General features: G+C 43.2%; 16 protein-coding genes. 10 read left to right on the top strand and 6 right to left on the bottom strand.

What is annotated here, in order from left to right:
• Window positions 1-771 (bottom strand): CTP synthase (locus ACH2DQ_RS14570; protein WP_395027232.1); only part of this gene is annotated, 771 nt, incomplete at its 3' end.
• Window positions 772-1,114: 343 nt separating this feature from the next.
• The gene (locus ACH2DQ_RS14565; RefSeq protein WP_394913816.1) at window positions 1,115-2,593 is read right to left on the bottom strand and encodes a DUF1846 domain-containing protein; all 1,479 of its coding nucleotides are present in this window, start codon (window positions 2,591-2,593) and stop codon (window positions 1,115-1,117) included.
• A gap of 196 nt (window positions 2,594-2,789) precedes the next feature.
• On the opposite strand from ACH2DQ_RS14565, the gene ftsH reads away from it, so the two are divergent.
• From ftsH to ACH2DQ_RS14545, 4 genes are all read left to right on the top strand, one after another.
• Complete coding sequence (ftsH, locus tag ACH2DQ_RS14560; RefSeq protein WP_394913817.1) at window positions 2,790-4,877, top strand: ATP-dependent zinc metalloprotease FtsH; 2,088 nt, start codon at window positions 2,790-2,792, stop codon at window positions 4,875-4,877.
• Between the two features lie 195 nt (window positions 4,878-5,072).
• Window positions 5,073-6,920, top strand: coding sequence for an excinuclease ABC subunit UvrC (gene uvrC, locus ACH2DQ_RS14555; protein ID WP_394913818.1), 1,848 nt, complete (start codon window positions 5,073-5,075; stop codon window positions 6,918-6,920).
• A gap of 59 nt (window positions 6,921-6,979) precedes the next feature.
• On the top strand, window positions 6,980-7,921 hold the full coding sequence (gene hprK, locus ACH2DQ_RS14550; RefSeq protein ID WP_027293254.1) for an HPr(Ser) kinase/phosphatase: 942 nt from the start codon (window positions 6,980-6,982) through the stop codon (window positions 7,919-7,921).
• Window positions 7,922-7,927: 6 nt separating this feature from the next.
• Window positions 7,928-8,860 (top strand): ROK family glucokinase, encoded by a 933-nt coding sequence (locus ACH2DQ_RS14545; RefSeq protein ID WP_394913819.1) that lies wholly within the window; start codon window positions 7,928-7,930, stop codon window positions 8,858-8,860.
• A 192-nt stretch (window positions 8,861-9,052) separates the two neighbouring features.
• Here ACH2DQ_RS14545 and ACH2DQ_RS14540 read toward each other — a convergent pair whose 3' ends face one another.
• Window positions 9,053-10,102, bottom strand: a complete 1,050-nt coding sequence (locus tag ACH2DQ_RS14540) for a BtrH N-terminal domain-containing protein (RefSeq protein WP_394913820.1) — start codon at window positions 10,100-10,102, stop codon at window positions 9,053-9,055.
• Window positions 10,103-10,303: 201 nt separating this feature from the next.
• Window positions 10,304-13,144, bottom strand: coding sequence for a transglycosylase domain-containing protein (locus tag ACH2DQ_RS14535; protein ID WP_394913821.1), 2,841 nt, complete (start codon window positions 13,142-13,144; stop codon window positions 10,304-10,306).
• A gap of 379 nt (window positions 13,145-13,523) precedes the next feature.
• On the opposite strand from ACH2DQ_RS14535, the gene ACH2DQ_RS14530 reads away from it, so the two are divergent.
• From ACH2DQ_RS14530 to ACH2DQ_RS14520, 3 genes are all read left to right on the top strand, one after another.
• The gene (locus ACH2DQ_RS14530) at window positions 13,524-14,174 is read left to right on the top strand and encodes a YigZ family protein (RefSeq protein WP_394913822.1); all 651 of its coding nucleotides are present in this window, start codon (window positions 13,524-13,526) and stop codon (window positions 14,172-14,174) included.
• Between the two features lie 108 nt (window positions 14,175-14,282).
• Window positions 14,283-15,107 (top strand): glutamate racemase, encoded by an 825-nt coding sequence (gene murI, locus ACH2DQ_RS14525; RefSeq protein WP_394913823.1) that lies wholly within the window; start codon window positions 14,283-14,285, stop codon window positions 15,105-15,107.
• A gap of 10 nt (window positions 15,108-15,117) precedes the next feature.
• Window positions 15,118-15,570 (top strand): DUF1934 domain-containing protein, encoded by a 453-nt coding sequence (locus ACH2DQ_RS14520; RefSeq protein WP_394913824.1) that lies wholly within the window; start codon window positions 15,118-15,120, stop codon window positions 15,568-15,570.
• A gap of 145 nt (window positions 15,571-15,715) precedes the next feature.
• On the opposite strand, the gene ACH2DQ_RS14515 is transcribed toward ACH2DQ_RS14520, so the two are convergent.
• Entirely contained in the window at window positions 15,716-16,198 is a 483-nt protein-coding gene (locus tag ACH2DQ_RS14515; protein WP_394913825.1) for a hypothetical protein, read from the bottom strand.
• A gap of 222 nt (window positions 16,199-16,420) precedes the next feature.
• On the opposite strand from ACH2DQ_RS14515, the gene ACH2DQ_RS14510 reads away from it, so the two are divergent.
• Together ACH2DQ_RS14510 and tig are read left to right on the top strand one after the other, a co-directional pair.
• On the top strand, window positions 16,421-17,878 hold the full coding sequence (locus tag ACH2DQ_RS14510) for a polysaccharide deacetylase (protein WP_394913826.1): 1,458 nt from the start codon (window positions 16,421-16,423) through the stop codon (window positions 17,876-17,878).
• Window positions 17,879-17,949: 71 nt separating this feature from the next.
• Entirely contained in the window at window positions 17,950-19,266 is a 1,317-nt protein-coding gene (tig, locus tag ACH2DQ_RS14505; protein WP_394913827.1) for a trigger factor, read from the top strand.
• 214 nt (window positions 19,267-19,480) lie between these two features.
• Here tig and ACH2DQ_RS14500 read toward each other — a convergent pair whose 3' ends face one another.
• Window positions 19,481-20,482, bottom strand: a complete 1,002-nt coding sequence (locus ACH2DQ_RS14500) for an AraC family transcriptional regulator (protein WP_394913828.1) — start codon at window positions 20,480-20,482, stop codon at window positions 19,481-19,483.
• A 313-nt stretch (window positions 20,483-20,795) separates the two neighbouring features.
• On the opposite strand from ACH2DQ_RS14500, the gene ACH2DQ_RS14495 reads away from it, so the two are divergent.
• The coding region (locus ACH2DQ_RS14495) for an ABC transporter ATP-binding protein (protein WP_395027226.1) at window positions 20,796-22,190 on the top strand (1,395 nt) is incomplete at its 3' end.

The raw sequence follows: 22,190 nt of genomic DNA, 5'->3' as shown, positions 1-22,190 counted from the left end.
ATGCTCCTGCTCCATTGCAAGAGGTGCTTCATAGAGATATTCCACATCCAGATTTTGAAGGACGTGATGATTAGGGACGTTACAGAATAGTGCTATTTTATCTTTGATTCCTTGTTCCAAGGGCAATTCGGAACGGCAGACGATGATATCCGGGCGAATCCCCATACCCTGTAATTCTTTTACACTTGCCTGGGTGGGTTTGGTTTTCATTTCTCCCGAAGCTTTCAGGTAAGGGATTAAGGTTACGTGAATCAGAATTGCGTTTTCCCGTCCTACGTCGTGCTGGAACTGTCTTATGGATTCCAGGAAAGGCTGGCTTTCAATGTCTCCTACCGTACCGCCGACTTCTATAATGGCAATTCTGGTTTCATCGGAAGTGAAATTCCGGTAAAAACGGTTCTTAATCTCATTTGTGATGTGGGGGATCACCTGTACAGTACCTCCGCCGAAATCACCGCGTCGTTCTTTCTGCAATACGGACCAGTAAATCTTACCGGTGGTCACATTAGAGTTTTTGTCAAGACTTTCATCAATGAAACGCTCATAGTGTCCCAGGTCTAAATCTGTTTCGGCACCGTCATCGGTAACAAATACTTCGCCGTGCTGGATCGGATTCATGGTTCCGGGATCAATGTTGATGTAGGGGTCGAACTTCTGCATGGTTACCTTGTATCCCCGGGCTTTCAGTAAGCGGCCCAGTGAAGCGGCAGTGATGCCTTTACCCAAGCCGGATACTACTCCGCCTGTTACAAATACATACTTTACTGGCATAATTTTCCTCCTGTTTTCTTGCCTGTGCCTGAAAATGGTGTGCGTAAATTTTCAAACCGGCTCTCGTGCTCTTCAAAAAATAACGAAAGAATTATACACCTTTGAAGTTCATAAATACAGTGATTTTTACAAAAAAATAAAATTTGCGCCAAATAAACAAAGATTCATTTATTTGGCGCAAATATTTGTTTAATATCATAAAGGTAAATTCTGGGTTTATACAGAACGGTTTTGATTTCCTGGTGTGGATAGACGCAGTATATGAATATTTACTAATCGCTGCGTGATTGCCTCCAGGCGTATTTGCTAAGGGAGGCAATAGATTCGTGCAGCATGGTATAATTTAGTGGTAAATACGCTTGTCCTCATATACGGGTTCTGAAGTCAGCTGAACGGAAAGCCGTTTAAACTGCTTGATATCTACCATGGACAGCATAACAGACGTATGCGCCTGGCATCCGGAAAGCTTGGGGAGCTGCGAAAGTGCCAGCTTTGCTTTCGCACTGGTTGCGGCAGAGATAGAAAGGGCGATCAGTATTTCATCCGTATGGAGCCTTGGATTTTTACTGCCCAAATACGCAGTCTTCAACGTCTGGATGGGTTCAATGGCTTCCGGTGAAATTACATGAGCCTTGTGATCTATTCCGGCAAGTTCCTTCAGGGCATTCAGAAGCAGGGCAGCAGACGCTCCTAAAAGGTCCGAAGTTTTTCCGGTTACCATTCTGCCGTCAGCCAGTTCCAGGGCAGCAGCAGGGGCACCGGTAGCTTCCGCGCGGTCCAGGGCAACCTGTACTACCTTGCGGTCTGTAACGGTCAAATGAGCCTGTTTCATAATCAGCTCAATTTTAAATACTTCTTCTTCCTGCTTGGTACCTTCTGCTAGTCCGTTCAGTGCGTAATAATAGCGGCGCAGAATCTCCTGGTTGGAAGCATCTTTGCAGGCGTCGTCATCAAAGATACAATTACCCGCCATATTTACACCCATGTCAGTAGGGGATTTATAAGGGCATTCTCCAAAAATACGCTCAAAAATTGCGCCCAGAACAGGAAAGATTTCTACATCCCGGTTATAATTTACGGCTTTTTCATCATAAGCTTCCAGATGGAAGGGGTCAATCATATTCACATCGTTTAAATCTGCTGTGGCTGCTTCATAAGCCAGATTTACCGGATGTTTCAGGGGGATATTCCAGATGGGGAAGGTCTCAAATTTGGCATAACCGGCGCGGATGCCATGCTTTTGTTCGTGATAGAGCTGAGAGAGGCAGGTTGCCATTTTTCCGCTTCCAGGGCCCGGTGCCGTGATTACGACCAGAGGTCTTGTGGTTTCAATATATTCGTTTTTGCCATAGCCGTTATCGCTTACGATTAACGGAATATTGCTTGGATAACCCTCGATTGCATAGTGTACATACACTTTGCGTCCTAATTTTTCCAGCCTGGTTTTAAAAAGTTCAGCACTGTTCTGACCGGAGTACTGGGTAATGACAACACTTCCCACATAGAGTCCTTTTTCTTCGAATGCGTCGATCAGTCGGAGAACGTCAGTATCATAAGTGATACCCAGATCACCACGGACCTTATTCTTTTCAATGTCACCGGCGCTGATGACGATTACAATTTCTGCCTGGTCGGAGAGCTGCATCAGCATGCGCAGTTTGCTGTCCGGTGCAAATCCTGGAAGAACTCTGGCTGCGTGAAAATCATCAAAGAGTTTTCCACCGAACTCCAGATAGAGTTTGTTGCCAAACTGGCTGATTCTTTTTCTGATATGCTCAGATTGCATCTGTAAGTATTTCTCGTTATCAAATCCTATTTTCATTGGTTCACCGATCCTAAATTTTATGGTATGATTCTTTACTGAATTAGTATACTACAAAGTATCAGAGTTATGCCAGTCATTTTTTGAGGATTTTTATAAAAGTTTAAGAATTATGAGGGCTTTTTCACAAACTCGATATTGATTTCTGTGTGAAGTATCTTTATAATAGAGAGGACGTATCACGAGGAGGAAGATGATGGATAATAATCAACAGCCAGGAAATGGACCGAATAACGGATCCAATAATAATAATGGCAAGCCGTCTAAAAATGGGCAGACGATCATGATATTTTTAGTAGTAACACTGATAGCCCTGGTCGGTATGAGTATTTTCAATAATATGCTGAAGAATTCTACCGAAAAAGAAATCACATATAACAAATTTATGGAAATGGTAGAGAAGAAAGAAGTCAAAAGGGTTGACATACAGTCCAGTAAGATTGTAATAACTCCTAAGGAACAGCCATTCCCAGGGGTGACGATGACGTATTATACCGGCGTTGTACCTGACCCGAACCTGACAGAAAAATTAATTGCAGCAGGTGTGGATTTTAATGGAGCGATTCCGGACATGACATCTGCAATTCTCTATAATATTTTAAGCATTGCGATTCCGCTGATTCTAATCTGGGTTGTACTTGGATTTTTCTTAAGAAAAATGTCCAAGGGCGGCGGCATGATGGGAGGCGTTGGCAAGAGCAAGGCAAAAGTATATGTACAGAAGGAAACAGGAGTTACGTTCCGTGATGTTGCAGGACAGGATGAAGCCAAGGAATCCTTACAGGAAGTAGTGGATTTTCTGGAAAATCCCGGGAAATATACAAAAATTGGTGCCAAGCTACCAAAGGGCGCTCTTTTAGTAGGACCTCCCGGAACAGGTAAAACCCTTCTTGCAAAGGCAGTTGCCGGAGAAGCCCATGCACCGTTCTTTTCCTTATCCGGTTCCGACTTTGTGGAAATGTTTGTGGGTGTGGGTGCATCCCGTGTCCGTGATTTATTCGAAGAAGCAAAAAAGAATGCACCCTGTATTATATTTATCGATGAAATTGATGCAATCGGTAAGAGCCGTGACAGCCGCTACGGCGGTGGAAACGATGAACGTGAGCAGACCTTAAACCAGCTGCTTGCGGAAATGGATGGTTTTGACACTTCCAAGGGCTTGCTGATTCTGGCAGCTACCAACCGTCCGGAAGTTCTGGATCAGGCGCTTCTGCGTCCGGGCCGTTTTGACAGACGTGTCGTAGTAGATAAGCCGGATCTGAAAGGCCGTGTGGATATTCTGAAAGTACATTCCAAGAATGTTCTTCTGGATGATACCGTTGATCTGGAAGCCATTGCACTTGCTACTTCAGGAGCAGTTGGTTCCGATCTTGCCAATATGATTAATGAGGCTGCAATTCTGGCAGTTAAGAAGGGCAGAAATGTAGTTTCCCAGACTGATTTATTTGAGTCTGTAGAAGTAGTATTAGTCGGTAAGGAAAAGAAGAATAAGATTCTCAGCAAAGAAGAGCGCAGAATTGTATCCTATCATGAAGTAGGCCATGCATTAGTGAGTGCTCTGCAGAAGGATTCCGAGCCGGTGCAGAAGATCACCATTGTTCCAAGGACAATGGGAGCTCTTGGCTATGTAATGAATGTTCCGGAAGAAGAAAAATTCCTGAATTCAGAAGGCGAGATTCGTGCTAAGATTATTGAATTTGTAGCAGGGCGTGCAGCCGAAGAACTGGTATTCAACAGTGTTACAACCGGTGCGGCTAATGATATTGAACAGGCGACCAAGCTTACCAGAGCCATGATTACCCAGTATGGTATGTCAGAAACCTTTGGAATGATGGGAATTGAAAGTCCTGAGAATCAGTATCTGGAAGGCAGAACCATGCTGAACTGCAGCGACAGAACAGCAGCCGAGGTTGACCGTGAAGTAATGAAAGTGATCAAGGATTCCTATGTAGAGGCGAAGCGTCTGCTCAGCGAACATCGAATAGCACTGGATAAGATTGCGGCATTCCTGATAGAAAAGGAAACAATTACCGGTAAAGAGTTTATGAAGATCTTCCATGAAGTGGAAGCAGAGGAAAAGGCAGCCCTGGAAGGTGCTTCTGCAGAAGCAATCGAAGGAAGCAGCCAGCCCCAGCTGGAAGCAGGTGACGACAATGCTGTTCAGGCAGCAGAAGCTGGTGCAGTAGCCTCTGAAATCGTCTCTGAAAAATCTAATACAATTACCGATGCAGTTTCCGAAACCGCTTCCCAGGCAGTTGCCAAGGAAAATGGAAGACCGGAATAAAACAGTCCGGCATGTGGATAATGTGGACAGTAATACGAAAAACAGCACGGAATGTGAATAATGTGGACAGTAATACGAAAAACAGTCCGGTATGTGAATAAGTGTTTTGAATTATGTTATTGAGTGTGTTTGAAAATACAGTAAATTTGTGAATAACAGATTTGCTGTATTTTTTTAGAAAAGGAGGTGGTATCGTTGTTCGATATCCAGGAGGAACTTAAGAAATTACCGGCTAAGCCGGGTGTATATATTATGCATGATGCAAAGGATGCCATTATTTATGTAGGAAAGGCGATCAGCCTTAAGAACCGGGTTCGGCAGTATTTTCAAAGCAGCAGAAATAAAGGGGCTAAAATCGAGCAGATGGTAACGAAAATCCGCCGTTTTGAATATATTATTACGGATTCTGAGCTGGAAGCACTGGTTTTGGAGTGTAATCTCATCAAGGAACACAGACCAAAGTACAATACCATGCTAAAAGACGATAAGTCCTATCCTTTTATCAAGGTAACGGTCCAGGAGGAATATCCAAGGGTATTATTTGCCCGGCTTATGAAGAAGGACAAGTGTAAGTATTTTGGTCCTTATACCAGTGCGGGAGCGATTAAGGATACCATTGAGCTGATTAATAAACTGTACAAGCTGCGTACCTGCAACAGAAATCTGCCAAGGGATATTGGAAATGAGAGGCCCTGCCTGAATTACCATATCAAACAGTGCAACGGTCCCTGCCAGGGATATGTATCAAAGGAAGAATACCGCAGCCAGGTGCACGAAGCCATTGCCTTTCTGGATGGAAATTATGATCCGGTGATTAAAATGCTGGAGCAGAGAATGCAGGATGCTTCTGAAAAAATGGATTTTGAAGCGGCAATTGAGCAGAGGGAACTGCTGAACAGTGTGAAGCAGATCGCCCAGAAGCAGAAGATCACCATGAGCGATGGGGAAGATAAGGATATTATTGCCATGGCTTCCGATGATACGGACGCCGTTGTGCAGGTGTTCTTTGTGCGGTCTGGCCGTTTGATTGGCAGAGACCATTTCTATCTGAGAGTTGCGCCCCACGATACTAAGGGCATGGTTTTGGACAGTTTTATCAAACAGTTTTATGCAGGGACGCCTTTTATACCCAAGGAGCTGATGATCCAGGAAGAAGTGGAAGACTGCGAAGTAATCGAACAGTGGCTTTCCAAGAAAAGGGGACAGCGGGTACATATCAGAGTTCCCAAGAAAGGCACGAAGGAAAAACTGGTAGAATTGGCGGCAAGAAATGCAGAGCTGGTTTTAAGCCAGGATAAAGAAAAGATCAAGCGGGAAGAGGGACGTACCATTGGCGCGATGAAAGAGATTGCCGGATTGCTGAATCTGGAAAATGTAGTTCGCGTGGAGGCTTTTGATATTTCCAATATCAGTGGTTTTGAGTCCGTAGGATCTATGATCGTATATGAAAAGGGGAAACCAAAGCGAAGCGATTACCGTAAGTTCAAAATCCAGTCGGTAAAGGGACCGGATGATTATGCCAGCATGGAAGAGGTACTTACCAGAAGATACAGCCACGGTCTTGCGGAGCTGGAAGAAGCGAAGCAGGAGAAAGAATTCAGCAGTTTCAGCAGATTTCCCGATCTCATCATGATGGATGGTGGTAAGGGACAGGTGAATGTGGCACTGCGTGTGATGGATCATCTGAAGCTGAATATTCCGGTCTGCGGCATGGTCAAAGATGATAACCACAGAACCAGGGGCTTGTTTTTTAACAATGAAGAAATTCCCATCGAAAAATCCTCAGAAGGTTTTCGGCTGATTACCAGAATCCAGGATGAAGCCCACCGATTTGCAATCGAATATCACCGGTCTCTCAGAAGCAAACAGCAGGTGCATTCCATTTTGGATGACATTGACGGAATTGGACCAGCCAGAAGAAAAGCGCTGATGCGGACATTTAAGTCACTGGAAGCCATTAGGGATGCATCTCAGGAAGAACTTGCCAAGGCACCATCCATGAATGCAAATAGTGCAAAAAAAGTGTATGATTTCTTTCATTGATGTTCCGGCATAATTATGATAATATTAACATATTAATTAAATTTTGAAGGAGAAGAGATATGGCAAGTGTAGCTTTAAGCAAGTTGGTTGAGAAACTGGATTTAAAGAATATGACTCCGGATGTAGATATGTCTGCTATTAAAATTACCCTCCCGGATATTAACCGTCCTGCGTTACAGCTGACGGGATATTTTGATCATTTTGATTCTGATCGCGTACAGATTATCGGATATGTGGAATATACCTATCTGGAGCATTTAGACAGAGAAAAGAAGCTTCCTATATATGAGCAGTTTATTTCCAGCAAGATCCCATGTATCGTATACACAACAAGGACAGAGCCGGATGCAGATATGATGGAACTGGCGAATAAATACAATGTTCCTATTTTTACTACCAGGAAGACCACATCGTCCTTTATGGCGGAAATTATCCGCTGGCTGAATGTAGAACTGGCTCCCTGTATTTCCATACACGGCGTTCTGGTGGACGTTTATGGCGAAGGTGTCCTGATTATGGGCGAGAGCGGTATCGGTAAGAGCGAGGCTGCATTAGAGCTGATTAAAAGAGGTCACCGTCTTGTATCGGATGACGTTGTTGAGATCCGTAAGGTGAGTGATGAGACAATCATTGGTTCGGCGCCGGATATTACCAGGCATTTTATCGAACTTCGCGGTATTGGCATCATCGATGTAAAAACATTGTTTGGTGTGGAAAGTGTTAAAAATACACAGTCCATTGATCTGGTAATTAAACTGGAGGAATGGGACAGAGAAAAAGAATACGACAGGCTCGGATTAGAAGAGGAGTATACAGAATTCCTTGGTAATCAGGTGGTTTGTCATTCATTGCCGATTCGTCCGGGCAGAAACCTGGCGGTAATCGTAGAATCAGCGGCAGTTAACCACAGACAGAAAAAGATGGGTTATAATGCTGCGCAGGAATTATATAACCGCGTGCAGAACAGCCTGGCAAAAAGACGCGGACCAGAAGGAGAATAAAGGATTATGAAGAAATATTGTTTTGGAATTGATATTGGCGGTACATCTGTAAAATGCGGTCTCTTTGATGTAAAAGGGGAAGTCCTGGACAAATGGGAGATTAAAACAAGAACTGAAGAGAACGGCAAGAACATTATTCCGGATGTAGCAGAGGCTATTAATCTTAAAATATCAGAAAAACAGCTGAAAAAAGAAGAGATTGCCGGCGTTGGAATCGGCGTACCGGGACCGGTTAACGAAGAAGGGGACATCCTGTGTGCGGTAAATCTTCACTGGGGATATGTAAAGCTGGTTGAAGAGATGGAAAAACTGATTGGTCTTCCCGTAAAAGCCGGAAACGATGCCAATGTTGCAGCACTTGGTGAGATGTGGAAAGGCGGCGGTGCAGGCTACCACAACGTAGTCATGGTTACCCTTGGCACAGGTGTAGGCGGCGGAATCATCATTAACGGACAGATTGTTACCGGTTCACACGGAGCAGGCGGAGAAATCGGTCATGTTCATGTAGAGGACAGTATGGAAGAAGCCTGTAACTGCGGCAATAAGGGCTGTCTGGAGCAGGTAGCGTCCGCAACCGGTATCGTGAGACTGGCAAATGCACGTCTGGCTGCTGATGCAGAACCATCTGTACTGCGTGAAGGGGAAGTATCCGCAAAATCCGTTTTTGATGCCGTAAAAGCCGGCGATAAAGTAGCAATGGAAATCGCAGAAAGCTTTGGTAAATACCTGGGCAGTGCCCTGTCTGTAATCGCAGGTGTAGTTGATCCGGAAGTCTTCGTTATTGGCGGCGGCGTATCAAAAGCCGGAGATATTTTACTGGAGTATATCCGTAAAAACTATAGGACATATGCATTCAGTGCCTGCAAAGAAGCGGTATTTGCACTTGCTGAACTTGGAAACGATGCAGGAATCTTTGGCGCAGCTAAGATGATCCTGTAATACGGATTCCACTAATTAATATATAAATAAAATAGACCACAGAACCTCTGATAGAATAGCACTTCCTGTTTACAGACAGGGTACATATTCAGAGGAGATGTGGTCTTTTTGCGGTGATATTTATTGGAAAATGCAGCCATCCAGATGGATTGAATCTACAGTTCAAGCTTTCATATTAATATGTTTATTTCCTCAAATATTAGATGTCTTATTTAAAAGCTCCTGAAAAAGCGCTGTTTCCAGAGTGTGGATGGTTCGTGCGGTATCGGATATGACAGGCAGTAATTCAATATCGCCCGTTTCAGACAATCTCCACAAACGATCAGCAATACTATCCCATAAATCCCCAACAGATAAAAATCGTTCCCCTATTTCAGCAAAACGTTGCAATCCGGTCTGCTCCGAAGCTTCAATTAAAAAGCAGCCATACATGTTCCGGAAAAGACCGCCCCCGGTACCGCCATCTTCGTTGATCATAAAATAATTGGTAGTACCCGCTCTTTTTCTTTTCCCGGGGTCAAAATTTTTCCATTTCAAAACTTCTTTTGCAAACTTTTCTATTCCGTTTAATCCTAGTAAATGCGCGGGGGCATTTAACATGCTAATGCTATTCTCACGAACTGCATCCAGTATCATTTCCTGTGAAACAACTTGGATATTTGCAAAATCAAAGTCCAGATATTTATTGTGTGCAGGAAAGGGACGGTGACAGCTGGAACGGGCATTTGCCACCTCTTCATAGGAAACCAGGTGATAATCCCGGCCTATTGTGCCTTTGGGGGTACGGATCGGATGATCACAGCTGTCACGGTCACTGATATAGAAATTATTCTGATCGTCGTCATATCCAAATAGTACGACAGCATGTCCGCCAAAATGATAGTCTTCTTCCAGATTTAAATATTTTAAATAGGGCATATCTGCATAAATGAAAACGGGGTGGTTCCGGTCAATGGATTGTCTGGCAGCCGCAAACGCTGTGACACTGTCCTTTGACTTGCGGCAGCGGATTGTGATATTCATACGGTTTGCCAGAATTTCTTCAAAGATAAAGGGTTTGGAACGCCCGTTCACCATAGGGGAAGAGGACTGATTGAGATAACAAAATGAAATGCCGCAGCCCAGTCCAAAGAGCATTTCTTCAGACAGGGGATATCCATAATAGTGAAAGATCTGTTTCAGGGCATTAGTGATGCAGTGCTTCCCGCCGTTCGGGGTAAAATTGGAGATTATTTTTTTCATAAAAGTATCCTTTCCTGGTATTTGATTTGTTCGGTAGAGATAGTATAAAGGATACCCTGTGGGGGAAGGTCAAGATAATAATGCTGTATAAAACCGGAGAAGAAATCAGTTTGTTATGATTTCTTCTCCGGTTATTTAGCAGCTATAATGAATTGTTTTAGCATGTTTAGTTTTTACATTGCAATAACGGTGACTGTCATTTTACTGCGGCGGAGCATCTATTACCCCGTCCCCATTGTTATTCCCTCCCGGATAGGATGGAGTGGTCTGGCCGCCATTTCCGTTATTCTGATCTCCGGGAGTTGTGGTTCCGTTGCCAGTTCCGTTTCCTTCGCCGGTTCCTTCACCGTTACCCTCACCTGTGGTATCGCCAGGATTGGTTCCGGGATATGACGGCTTGTTGGCATCTTCCGGATTCTGCGGTTTATTTTCTTCTGCGTCCGGTGAAGTCTCGGATTCTTTTTTATTTTTATCTTTGTCACCTTTTAGCAAGTCAGATAATTTATCCAATATAGTATGTCCGCTGCAGGTGCCGCTTGGCGGTGCATATGCGGAGTCATCGGTTGTTCCTTCACTGCCGGTGGGCCTTTGAACAAAGACCTTAGTTACTGCCTCACAGGTGTTGGTAGCTTTTAAGCCTGTCTTGGAACAGATCTTGACTGCTACGTGTACATCACAGTCAGCAACCGGCTGTGTACCTCTTACAAAATATTCGGTGTATACCTGGGAGCCTCTTGGATCTGCGCTGCAGACACCAGGTATTGCCAGTTTTCCGGATTTCTTACAAACAGATGCCGATACAATATCCTCAGGCTGTTCAAATTCTTTCACCGGAAGATCCTGATGGATTCTCTGCATAATGGCATTCCAGAGTACCTTACTGTAGGAGTGGTAGATATCTCCGTCCGGCAGGGCTTCATTATTGTCATATCCGCCCCAGATACCGCAGGTATAATATGGTGTATATCCTTCAAACCAGATATCCTTGGTATCATCTGTGGTACCTGATTTGCCGGCTACCGGCATATCGCCAAGGTTAATGGTTCCATAAGCGGTACCCTCCGGTTTTTTAATAACGTCTTCCATGGCACTTGTCAGCAGGAATGCGGTGGATTCTTTAACGGCACTGGAACTGACAGGTGTGGTGTTATCTATGACGATATTACCCTCCAGATCCACAATTTTTGAATAAAATTTAGGTTCTATATACTGTCCTTTATTAGCGATTGCGGCATAAGCACCTGTTAATTCCAGGTTTACCACGCCGTCACGGACACCGCCCAATGCCAGAGGCTGGTTGGCATCTGTCAATACATCGCCGTTGGAATTTACATCGTGGTTGTAAAGTGTGGTAATGCCAAATTTTTCGGCATAGTCCAAACCGGTCTGAGGAGATATCTCCGTCAGGCATTTCACGGCTACGACATTGACGGATTTGGTAATGGCAGAGCGAATGGTTTCCAGTCCGCTGTATCCATAATCACTGTCCCAATTTCGAACTTCCGGTCCGTTGGTATAGTTATAAGGTGCATTGTCAAATACAGTGGCAAGCGTCATACCTCCCCGGTCAATTGCCGGACCATAAGCGGTAATGGGCTTAAAGGTGGAACCTGGCTGTCTTCGGGTGGAAGTAGCGCGGTTTAATGTCAGGCTGGCTTCCTTCGTTCCGCGTCCGCCCACAATGGCCTTCACAAAACCGGTGCTCTGGTCAATGATTACCACGGATGCCTGAGGCTGTGGAATCAGGGAGATCCGTTCCGAAAGCACGGTATCGCCGGACTTCATCACTGCCTGCTTATACTGTGCAGCATAGGAATTCGCCGTATCGGAATCAGGGAACATCATATTAAAGGATGCATCCTGTGCTTCAAAATATTCTCTCATCGTGTCGCTGCTATAGAAAGAAGCCTCCCCGTCAGCGGATTCCAGAGTCAATGCGTAATCAAGACCAATTAATGTTCCGGATGGAAAATTGGCGGGATTCGCAAATTCTTCATCACAGATCTGCTGTATATTTTTGTCCTGATTGGAGAAGACTTTTAAGCCTCCTGAATACAGCGCTTTATAAGCCTGGTTCTGTGTATAGCCCTTAATTTCCATCAGGTCATCCATAGCCTGTTCAATCAGGGCGTCTTCATAATAGCTGTAGATAGATGTTTCGCCAGTTTCCACATCCGTTTCCTGGATTCTGGAATAGACGTCATCGTTCAGTGCTTCATCATACTGCGTCTGGTCAATGTATCCCTGTTCCAGCATGTGATTTAGCACTTTGACACGTCTCTTTGCATTTTCTTCCGGATACAGAATGGGATTATAACCGGTGGGGTTCTGGGTAATTCCGGCGATAACAGTACTTTCAGACAGTGTCAGCTCCGACACATCTTTGTTAAAGTACCGGTGTGCTGCAGCCTGAACGCCATAAGCACCGGCTCCCAGGTTAATGGTATTTAAATAATCCTCCAGTATTTGATCCTTTGTAAGGCTTTTCTCCAGCTGCAGTGCCAGGTACTGTTCCTGGAACTTACGCTTAAACCGTTCCGCAAGGGAAGATTCATTGACCCAGTCCGGAAATACATTGTTCTTTAACAACTGCTGGGTAATGGTACTGGCTCCTTCGGAAAAGTTTCCGCTGCTGACTCCTACAACAAATGCACGGATAATACCGCGGACATCAATTCCGTTATGTTCATAGAAACGTTCATCTTCTACAGCAACCACGGCGTGCTGCAGGTCGATGGGGATTTTATCAATGGTAACCGGAGTTCGGTTGGAATCCGGTGCAGTCAGCTTCTGAATGGGATTTCCGTCGGTATCGTAGATGTAAGTCGCCGCCTGGGTAGGCGCTACGCTCATACCCGATATATCAGGCGCATTTTTAATCAGTCCGTTGATCAGGCCAAATCCAATGCATGTCCCACCAACGATCAGAGCAACGAAACATATCAGCAATACTTTAACAAAAGTGAAACCAATTTTTTTGCCCACCTTCGCAGAAGTCTGTTCTTTTTGTTTTTTGGAAATCTCTTTTTTTCCATAATTCATAGGCACGGCCTCCTTAATACAACAGCGGAATTCATTTCCATAGACTTACAGAATTTCCACTGGTCTATGTATTATAACAAATAAAGCAGGTGAAATAAAGGGTGAAGTAACAAGTTCATTATTTTTTAAGTTCTTCATAAAATATATAGATTGTGAAAATGGGCTTCTTATCTTATAATGTACCCAAAGAGAAATTTGTATTCATTACATTGCAGGCTGTTTGAAAATTCATTTCCGCCATCTGCTATTAGCCAGAAAGGCATTTTCCAAAGGATACTCCGGTGAGTTTGTAAATTGAGAAATACCGCAGAAGCAGGAAAAGATGATTCGCAGAAATAAAAAAGGATAATTCGAAGAAATAAGAAAAGGATAAAATGTTATGAAAAATCTGAAAATAGTATATCTGGGCGGCGAAGGAGAGATTGTAGAAAAGAAATCCCGGTTTATCGCCACAGTCTACCCTGTGAGCAGTGAAGAGGAAGCACAGGAATTCATTGCGGCAGCGAAGAAAAAATACTGGAATGCATCCCACAATTGTTTTGCCTTCGTTTTAGGGGAAAATCAGGAAATACAAAGATGCAGCGATGACGGCGAACCCGGCGGAACAGCGGGAAAACCTATGCTGGATGTTTTGCTGGGTGAGGAAATCCACAATGCGCTTGTCATTGTAACCAGATATTTTGGCGGCACGCTGTTAGGAACAGGGGGCCTTGTAAGGGCTTATTCAAAAGCAGTCCAGGAAGGGCTGGGGAAGAGCATCGTCATTACAAAACAGCATGGATGTATTTTAGAAATAAAAACGGATTATAATGGCATCGGGAAGATACAGTATCTGTTGGGGCAGAGAAAAATTGCCATACTGGATTCGGAATATACGGATGTGGTAATGGTGAAAGCCATCGTTCCGGCAGAGGAATTAGCGGATCTGAAAGGGGAAATTACGGAGGGAACAAACGGAAAGGCAGAATTTTTAAGTGAAATAAAGGCTTATTTTGCATTTATAGATGGGAAACCAGAGATTTTTTCCTGAGAAAATGGCATTTTACCGGAGTGAGGGCAATTCAGCACTTGAATTATTGAAAGATTGCTAGTAGAATAGTGGAAGATAAGCTTTAAAAATCAGATTGAGGAAATAATAATGAATAATATAAACCAGAAACCAATTGGCATATTTGACTCAGGAGTAGGAGGTTTGACCGTTGCCAGAGAGGTTATGCGCAACAGCCCACAGGAGAGGATCGTCTATTTTGGCGATACCGCGCGTGTACCTTATGGCAGTAAATCAAAAGATACCATTTTAAAGTATTCCAGACAGATTATACGTTTTCTGCAGACACAGGAAGTGAAGGCAATCGTCATTGCCTGTAATACGGCAAGTGCATTTGCGTTGGAAGAAGTGCAGAAAGAACTGGACATTCCCATTATCGGAGTAGTAAAGCCGGGTGCCATGGTAGCGTGTGAGACCACCAGAAATGGAAAGATCGGCGTTATCGGTACAGAAGGAACGGTACACAGCCATATGTACCGGGATTTTATCTGTGGACAGAATCCCGGGGTTCAGGTAATCGGAAAAGCCTGTCCGCTGTTTGTACCGCTAGTGGAAGAGGGACTGTTAAAGGATCCGGTAACTGTGGAAATAGCGAACCGCTATCTGGCGGAGTTAAAAGAACAGGATATCGATACGCTGATCCTGGGATGTACCCATTATCCGCTGATCCGGTCCACGATCGGAACCATTATGGGGGACCGGGTAACACTTGTTAATCCGGCTTACGAGACAGCACGGGGACTGAAAGAATTATTGCTGAAACAGGGAATTGCCAACACAGAGGGCTATGGTGCGGATGAGACGCCGTATCAGTTTTTTGTAAGTGATGCGGCTGACAAATTCAAACAGTTTGCCAATTCTATTTTACCCTATGATATTGAAACTACAAAACAAATCAATATAGAAGAATTTTAAGGTGGATACGATGACGGGAGAAGTGTTAATAAGTATCAAAGGAATGCAGACATTGGAAACGAGTGGTGAAGATCCGGTGGAGGTTGTGACTGCCGCGAAGTATCTGCAGAAAGACGGAAAACATTATATCAGCTACGAAGAAGTTATGGAAGGCATGGAAGGAAAAATCCAGAATCTGATTAAATTAAAAGATGACGGGCTGGAAGTGACAAAGCGCGGACTGACCAATGTACATATGGTGTTTGAACAGAATAAGAAAAATATGACATATTACGATACACCGTTTGGCAATCTGCTTATTGGGATTTCCGCTACCAACATTCATGTGGATACGTCCGATGACAATATTGATGTGAAAGTAGACTACGCACTGGAAGTGAATTATGAACATCTGGCTGACTGCTGCATCAATATGAATATTAAGTCTATGGACAATAAGAGTTTTCAGTTAATGGGAAATTAGGATATTTGCAAGATACAAATATGGAGATCAAGAACCCCGCTGCTCGCCGCGGGGTTCTTGATTTTAGCAATGCTGTACTGGATATGAATAAAGAACCGGTCAGAATGAAATAATACATTCTGACCGGTTCTTAATATGTAGATGCTTATTTTTTCTTTTTATCGTTGTCCTTGGTTTTGTTTCCTGAAATTTTGCTTTTCGCCTTCTGGAACCAGTTTTGCTTTTTCTGTGGAATTTCCAAAGGACCGCGAACACCTTTTACTTCGGTAATATAGATACCGCTTACTACGGCTTTTACTTCCTTTTTAATCGGAACCAAATCGTAGATCTTAGCATCACATACAAGAGTCATGATCTTAGGGCCGACTTTCGCTTTCACGATGGGAAGCTTGGATCCGCGCATAAGACGCGGGGTCTGGTCAATTACCATTTGCGGAAGGCCGGACTCTTTTATTTTTAGCCGCTTTTTATCGATAATCAGCATGGATACCGTTTGTTTGGCTGCCTCCATCTGTTCTTGTTGAATGGCTTGTTTTTTCTGTGCTTTCCGCCCAAAGAAGTACAGGACGCCCAATAATACGACCAGAACTGCTAAAATGATCAGCAGAACAGTTAAAAAAGTTGACATAGGTTACCCTCCTGAATAAAGTAGAATCGGTTGAATCAAATAGATTTTCACACCTTGTTACATTCTACCATTCTTTCCTTAAAAGTGCAATATTTCTTTATTTTTTCTTAAAAAACTATTTTGAGGTAGATTTTGGTGGGGAATATGCTATAATATAACAGATGCAGTCCGCATAAAATATGAGGACTGGTGGATTTTACAATACATTGAGGGAGGAAAAGAATGGAGACAAACGGAAAAGATAATCGGGCAGAAGCCAGAAAAGCAAAACGCAAAAAACAAGTGCTGATGGGGAAAATTGTTATTGCAGTATTAGTATTGATTATTGCGGCGCTTTGTTTCTTTTTAATAAAGGGTGTATTTGACAAAAAGAAAAATTCGAACGGAACTTCAACTTCTGGAAATAAGCAGACGGAAAGTCAAACAGGAGCAAGTGAAACTAATCAGTCCGAGACACAAAAAGTAACGGAAGCACCGGAGGAAGACCTGGTAGCGAAAGCGGACAGGCTTGCAGCAATGTATGATTACGATGCAGCCATTGACTTATTAAAGAATTCAGCAGGATATGCTAATGATTCTGCGCTGCAGTCTAAGGTATCCGGATATGAAGCAACAAAGGCAACCTGTGTGGAATATCCACTGGAAGAAGTAACCCACATATTTTACCATTCACTGGTGAAAGACACGAAGCGGGCATTCGGACCTGGCGACCACACTTCCGGCGGTATTAATCAGGTAATGACAACAATAGAAGAGTTTAACAAAATTACACAGTCCATGTATGAAAAGGGATATGTAATGGTGAAGCTTTCCGATATGGCTACATTTGATGAGAATGGAAACCTCGTAAAAGGCAAGATTATGCTGCCACCTGATAAAAAGCCATTTGTTCTTTCACAGGATGATGTGAGCTATTATCATTACCAGGAAGGCTATGGTATGGCTGATAAACTGGTTGTTGATGAAAATGGGGAAGTAAAAACTTCTTATACGGAAGACGATGGTTCGGTGACGATCGGGAACGATGACATGGTGCCGTTAATAGATCAATTTGTAAAAGAGCATCCTGATTTTTCCTATCGCGGAGCAAAAGGAACACTGGCAATGACAGGATATAATGGTGTGTTTGGATATCGTACGGATATTGTGTACAAGACCAGAGATCCAGAGAGTTTAGATACAGATCAGAAAGTATGGCTGGACAAACACCCGGATTTCAATTATGATCAGGATGTGGCAGATGCAACGAAGGTAGCAGAGGCTATGAAGGCAAATGGATGGACATTTGCAAGCCATACCTGGGGACATCAGCCGGTTGGTACGATTACTCTGGACAAGCTGAAAGTAGACACACAGAAATGGTTGGATTATGTAGAGCCGATATTGGGGCCTACAAACATTATCATTTTTGCTTTTGGCCAGGATATCGGACCGGTAGAAGGATATACAGCCGAGAATACAGACGGCAAATTCGAGTATTTGAAGAGTGTTGGATTTGATATCTACTGTAATGTAGATTCATCCCAGTACTGGGTACAGTTTGGTGATAACTTCATGCGTCAGGGCAGAAGAAACCTGGATGGATACAGAATGTATTATAATCCGGAACTGGTAAGTGATTTATTTGATGCGAATTCCGTATTTGATAAGTCCAGACCTACGCCTGTCCCGCAAATGTAGTTGTTTATATTAGCAAGGAAATGAAAGAGCCGGAACATTAACGGCGTAAAATCAGAGAGGATATTTATTTTATGAAGAAAAAAATTGTAGTTGCATTATTATTAAGCCTGAGTGTTTTGGCAGCAGGCTGCTCGAGCGATAACAAGACAGCAGAAACCACAACACAGGCTGCAACAGAGGCGACATCCGCTGCAACAGAAGCCGGAAGTGAGAAAGCATCTGAGACAGCAGACGGAACGGAGAAAACCTCTGAAAGTGCAACAGAAGCAACTTCTGAGACACAGAAACAGACAGAGCGTGCAAAATATGAAGCTTTGGATTATGTAACACTGGGAGAATATAAAGGCCTGGAAGTTACACTGGAGACAGAAGAAGTAACCGATGATGAAATCAATGAGCAGATCAAGAGTACCGTAACCCAGCAGAACAAGATGGAAGAATTAAAAGATGGAACGGTTCAGGATGGCGATATTGTAAATATTGATTTTGAAGGTAAAGTAGACGGAGAAGCAGTAGATGGAGCAACGGATAAGGGATATGAATTAACCATTGGATCCAATGCTTTTATCGAAGGATTTGAAGAAGGATTAATCGGAGTAAAATCAGGGGAGAGCAAAGATCTGAACCTGAAGTTCCCCGAAACCTACCCAAAAGAAGATTTACAGGGGAAAGATGTTGTGTTCAGCGTAACGGTAAATTCTATCAAGAGAATGCCAGAAATAACAGATGATCTGGTAAAACAGATTTCAGATGCCAAGACAGTGGATGAATACAAAGAACAAGTGAAGTCAACCCTGATGCAGCAGAAAGCACAGAGCCAGAAGACAGCAGAAATTAATGACCTGATTTCTCAAGTTTACAGCAATTCCAAAATAAATGATTATCCGAAGGAATTAGTAGACCAGAATGTACAGAGCATGAAGACATACTACGAATCCTATGCAAAACAGTCTGACCAGTCCTTAGAAGAATTCCTTCAGGCTAATATGCAGATGTCCGAAGACGATTTCATGAAAAAGGCTGAGGAAACTGTAAAACAGGGATTAGTACAGGAAATGCTGCTAAAAGCAATTGCTGAAAAAGAAAAAATCACGATCTCTGATCAGGAATACAAAGAGGGACTTACAAAATACAGCAAGGATTATGGTTTTGAAAATGAAGATGAATTCCTGAAACAGTATGGAAAAGACATCATCGAATTAAGCCTGATTCAGGATAAAGTAGTGGAATTCCTGTTAGAAAATGCAAAAGTAACAAATGAAGAGGCAAGAGTAACCGAAGCTGCTACAGAAAAAGCAACAGAGAAGGAAACTGATAAAGAAGGAACCACAGAAGCAGGTTCTGAAAAAGGAACCGAAAAAGCTACTGAAAAGGCAACCGAAAAATAAACGGCGAAATTAGAGTAAATGATTAGCTGCCAACAGGCGATATATAAAAGATAGCGATGGTAAAATCCATGGCTATCTTTTTTTGTGTAGAACTAAGTTATGGAAAGCACTCGTTGATATAAAGCTGGTTTACTCAGCATGGAGGGAACCCTGGGGTGGAGCATGCTGGACGCTCGACAGAAATCAATTTTCAGACATGCTCTGGGAAAAATTTTTATCTGCGGTGATTCATCCGATATTCTTTCGGGGAACAGCCATAGGCTTCCTTGAATTTTTTATAAAAGAAGCTAACATTTTCGTAGCCTACCTGATTAGCGATCACGCTTACCGGAGTATTGGTGTTCGCCAGCAGTTTTTCGGAACTTTTAAAACGCTGCATCTGAACCAGTTCTTTATAAGAATAACCTGTGTTTTGTTTGAGCAGGGTAGTCAGGTAGTTGGCATTTAAGTTGAAAAATGCAGCGGTAGACTCCAGAGAACAGGTTCTGAAGTTTCCTTCTATGTAACGGAGTATGGGGATGATGGTACCTTTCAGGCCTTTGCGCTCGCATTTACCCAGATCATTTTCATATACATTGATCAGTTCAGACAGGATCAGGTTAAAAAGGCTCTTGAGCATATCGGTGGAATTCAGTGAGGGATCATAACATTCGCACAGAAATTCACGGAAAAATATTGGGATGCGCCGGCTCTTTTGAGAGTGGAACAAAATATAGTGTATGTCGCTGGTATTTTCAACGATGGTGTCAATGAAAAATTGAGAAAGAATGCTTCCTTTTGCAAGGCGGCTGAAAAAATTCATATTCAGATAGTTTTTGTCGATTAAAAGACTGATCATGATATCATTTTCTCCGATTTTCCCTACAGAATGAGGAGTGTCCGAGTCTATGAAAATCACCTGGTTTTCTTTTAAAATAAGTGTTTCTTCATTTATGATCTGGGCGCAGGTGCCGGAATACATATAGTTAATTTCTATCCATTTGTGAATGTGCAGGGGACAGGCCTGGAACCTGGAATGCTTGCGCACGAAAAGGCTGTTGGGGATTGCGCAGATGTCATTTTCACGGCTGCGGTTAATGAAGATTTTATATATTGTTTTTCCGCCACGGATTTCTGTGGGAAATTGTGACCAGAAATGGCTTCGGATTCCCTGTTGATATTCTTGTTCTTTTTTTGTTAAATTACGAAGATTAGCATCTAATGATGATAAATTCATGGTTCGCTCCTGATTTTTCTACATGTGTGGTTTACGTAAAATTCTTTACCATTTTATTATAAATGTCCGTAAACAGGCTGTCAATGACAGAATTCTGAAGTTTGGTCAATAAAGAAATGATTTTTTAGCAAAATACACAGTTACCCGAAACGACCTATACAGATTTCTCAAAACGTTGTATAATTGAATATATTTTGTAACAGTTCCTTAAGCAAGGGAATTTACATAGTTTTTTGCTTGCAACTGTGAATGGATGAACTGCTTTTTGATCAGTTCTATAATTTTTAAAATGAAGGAGATATGGAGTACACCAATGCGTAAACTAATAAAATATCTGAAAGGCTATGAAAAGGAAAGTATTATCGGACCGCTGTTTAAGCTTCTGGAAGCGTGTTTCGAACTTTTGGTACCGCTTGTTATGGCGAGAATTATTGACATTGGAATCAAAAATGCAGATCTTCCGTACATATTGAAAATGGGAGCGGTGCTGATTGGGTTTGGAGTCCTGGGGCTGACCTGTTCCCTGACCGCTCAGTATTTTGCAGCTAAGGCGGCGACCGGGTTTGGTACGGAACTTAGGAAGGATTTGTTTAGCCACATCAATGGCCTGTCCTATACTGAGCTGGACACCATAGGTACGTCTACTCTGGTAACCAGAATTACAAGTGACATTAATCAGGCGCAGGCAGGTGTCAATCTGGTATTGCGCCTGTTTCTCAGATCCCCTTTTATTGTGTTGGGAGCTGTAATCATGGCATTTACCATCAATGTGAAGCTGGCATGGATTTTCGTTGTACTGGTGCCGGTTCTGTCGATTGTGATCTACGGGATAATGATGATCAGCATTCCTATTTATAAGAAGGTTCAGAACAAGCTGGATAAAGTCCTGCTGATTACCCGTGAAAACCTCACCGGTGCAAGAGTGATCCGTGCATTTTCCAGGCAGAAAGAAGAAATAGAGGATTTTGACCGGGAGAGCAGCCAGCTCATGGGAATCCAGCTTCTGGTGGGCAGGATTTCTGCGCTGCTAAATCCAATCACCTATGTAGTGGTGAATGCCGCAATCATTATCGTGCTGTGGTTTGGCGGAAAAACGGTTTATAGCGGTATTATAACCCAGGGAGAACTGATTGCATTGATTAATTACATGTCACAGATTCTGCTGGCACTTGTAGCCCTGGCTAGTCTCATCATATCCTTTACAAAAGCCTCTGCGTCTGCGATCAGAATCAATGATGTGTTTGAACAGAAGTCGGATATGAAAGAGGGAGATACACCGGTTTTGCAGGAAGAAGGCGCACCAAAAGTAGTTTTTGACAATGTTTGTTTTGCGTATAAGGGGAATAAGGATTCCCTGACAAACCTGTCTTTTGCGGCAAAGGCTGGACAGACCATCGGAATTATCGGCGGTACCGGGTCTGGTAAAAGTACGCTGGTTAACCTGATTCCCCGCTTTTATGATGTAAGAGAAGGGGCAGTAAAGATGGATGGCGTGAATGTAAAAGACTATCCCTTTGGGCAGCTTCGCAGTAAGGTAGGCGTGGTTCCCCAGAATGCAGTTTTGTTTGCAGGCACCATTCGGGACAATATGAAGTGGGGGAAAAAGGACGCATCCGATGAAGAAATATACCGCGCCCTTGAAATCGCTCAGGCTAAGGAATTTGTGGATGACAAGCCAGAAGGATTAGATACAAAGATTTTGCAGGGT

Source organism: Robinsoniella sp., assembly GCF_034124845.1.
The sequence above is the reverse complement of the archived record's forward strand: the minus strand, read 5'-3'. Positions and strand labels throughout refer to the sequence as shown.

Bases quoted from the DNA above. Each gene is read 5' to 3' on its own strand.
- ACH2DQ_RS14510 (WP_394913826.1), top strand. From the start codon at position 16,421: ATGGAGACAAACGGAAAAGATAATCGGGCAGAAGCCAGAAAAGCAAAA.
- ACH2DQ_RS14535 (WP_394913821.1), bottom strand. From the start codon at position 13,144: ATGAATTATGGAAAAAAAGAGATTTCCAAAAAACAAAAAGAACAGACT.
- murI (WP_394913823.1), top strand. From the start codon at position 14,283: ATGAATAATATAAACCAGAAACCAATTGGCATATTTGACTCAGGAGTA.
- hprK (WP_027293254.1), top strand. From the start codon at position 6,980: ATGGCAAGTGTAGCTTTAAGCAAGTTGGTTGAGAAACTGGATTTAAAG.
- ACH2DQ_RS14565 (WP_394913816.1), bottom strand. From the start codon at position 2,593: ATGAAAATAGGATTTGATAACGAGAAATACTTACAGATGCAATCTGAG.
- ftsH (WP_394913817.1), top strand. From the start codon at position 2,790: ATGGATAATAATCAACAGCCAGGAAATGGACCGAATAACGGATCCAAT.
- ACH2DQ_RS14540 (WP_394913820.1), bottom strand. From the start codon at position 10,102: ATGAAAAAAATAATCTCCAATTTTACCCCGAACGGCGGGAAGCACTGC.
- ACH2DQ_RS14530 (WP_394913822.1), top strand. From the start codon at position 13,524: ATGAAAAATCTGAAAATAGTATATCTGGGCGGCGAAGGAGAGATTGTA.
- ACH2DQ_RS14520 (WP_394913824.1), top strand. From the start codon at position 15,118: ATGACGGGAGAAGTGTTAATAAGTATCAAAGGAATGCAGACATTGGAA.
- tig (WP_394913827.1), top strand. From the start codon at position 17,950: ATGAAGAAAAAAATTGTAGTTGCATTATTATTAAGCCTGAGTGTTTTG.
- ACH2DQ_RS14515 (WP_394913825.1), bottom strand. From the start codon at position 16,198: ATGTCAACTTTTTTAACTGTTCTGCTGATCATTTTAGCAGTTCTGGTC.
- ACH2DQ_RS14500 (WP_394913828.1), bottom strand. From the start codon at position 20,482: ATGAATTTATCATCATTAGATGCTAATCTTCGTAATTTAACAAAAAAA.
- ACH2DQ_RS14545 (WP_394913819.1), top strand. From the start codon at position 7,928: ATGAAGAAATATTGTTTTGGAATTGATATTGGCGGTACATCTGTAAAA.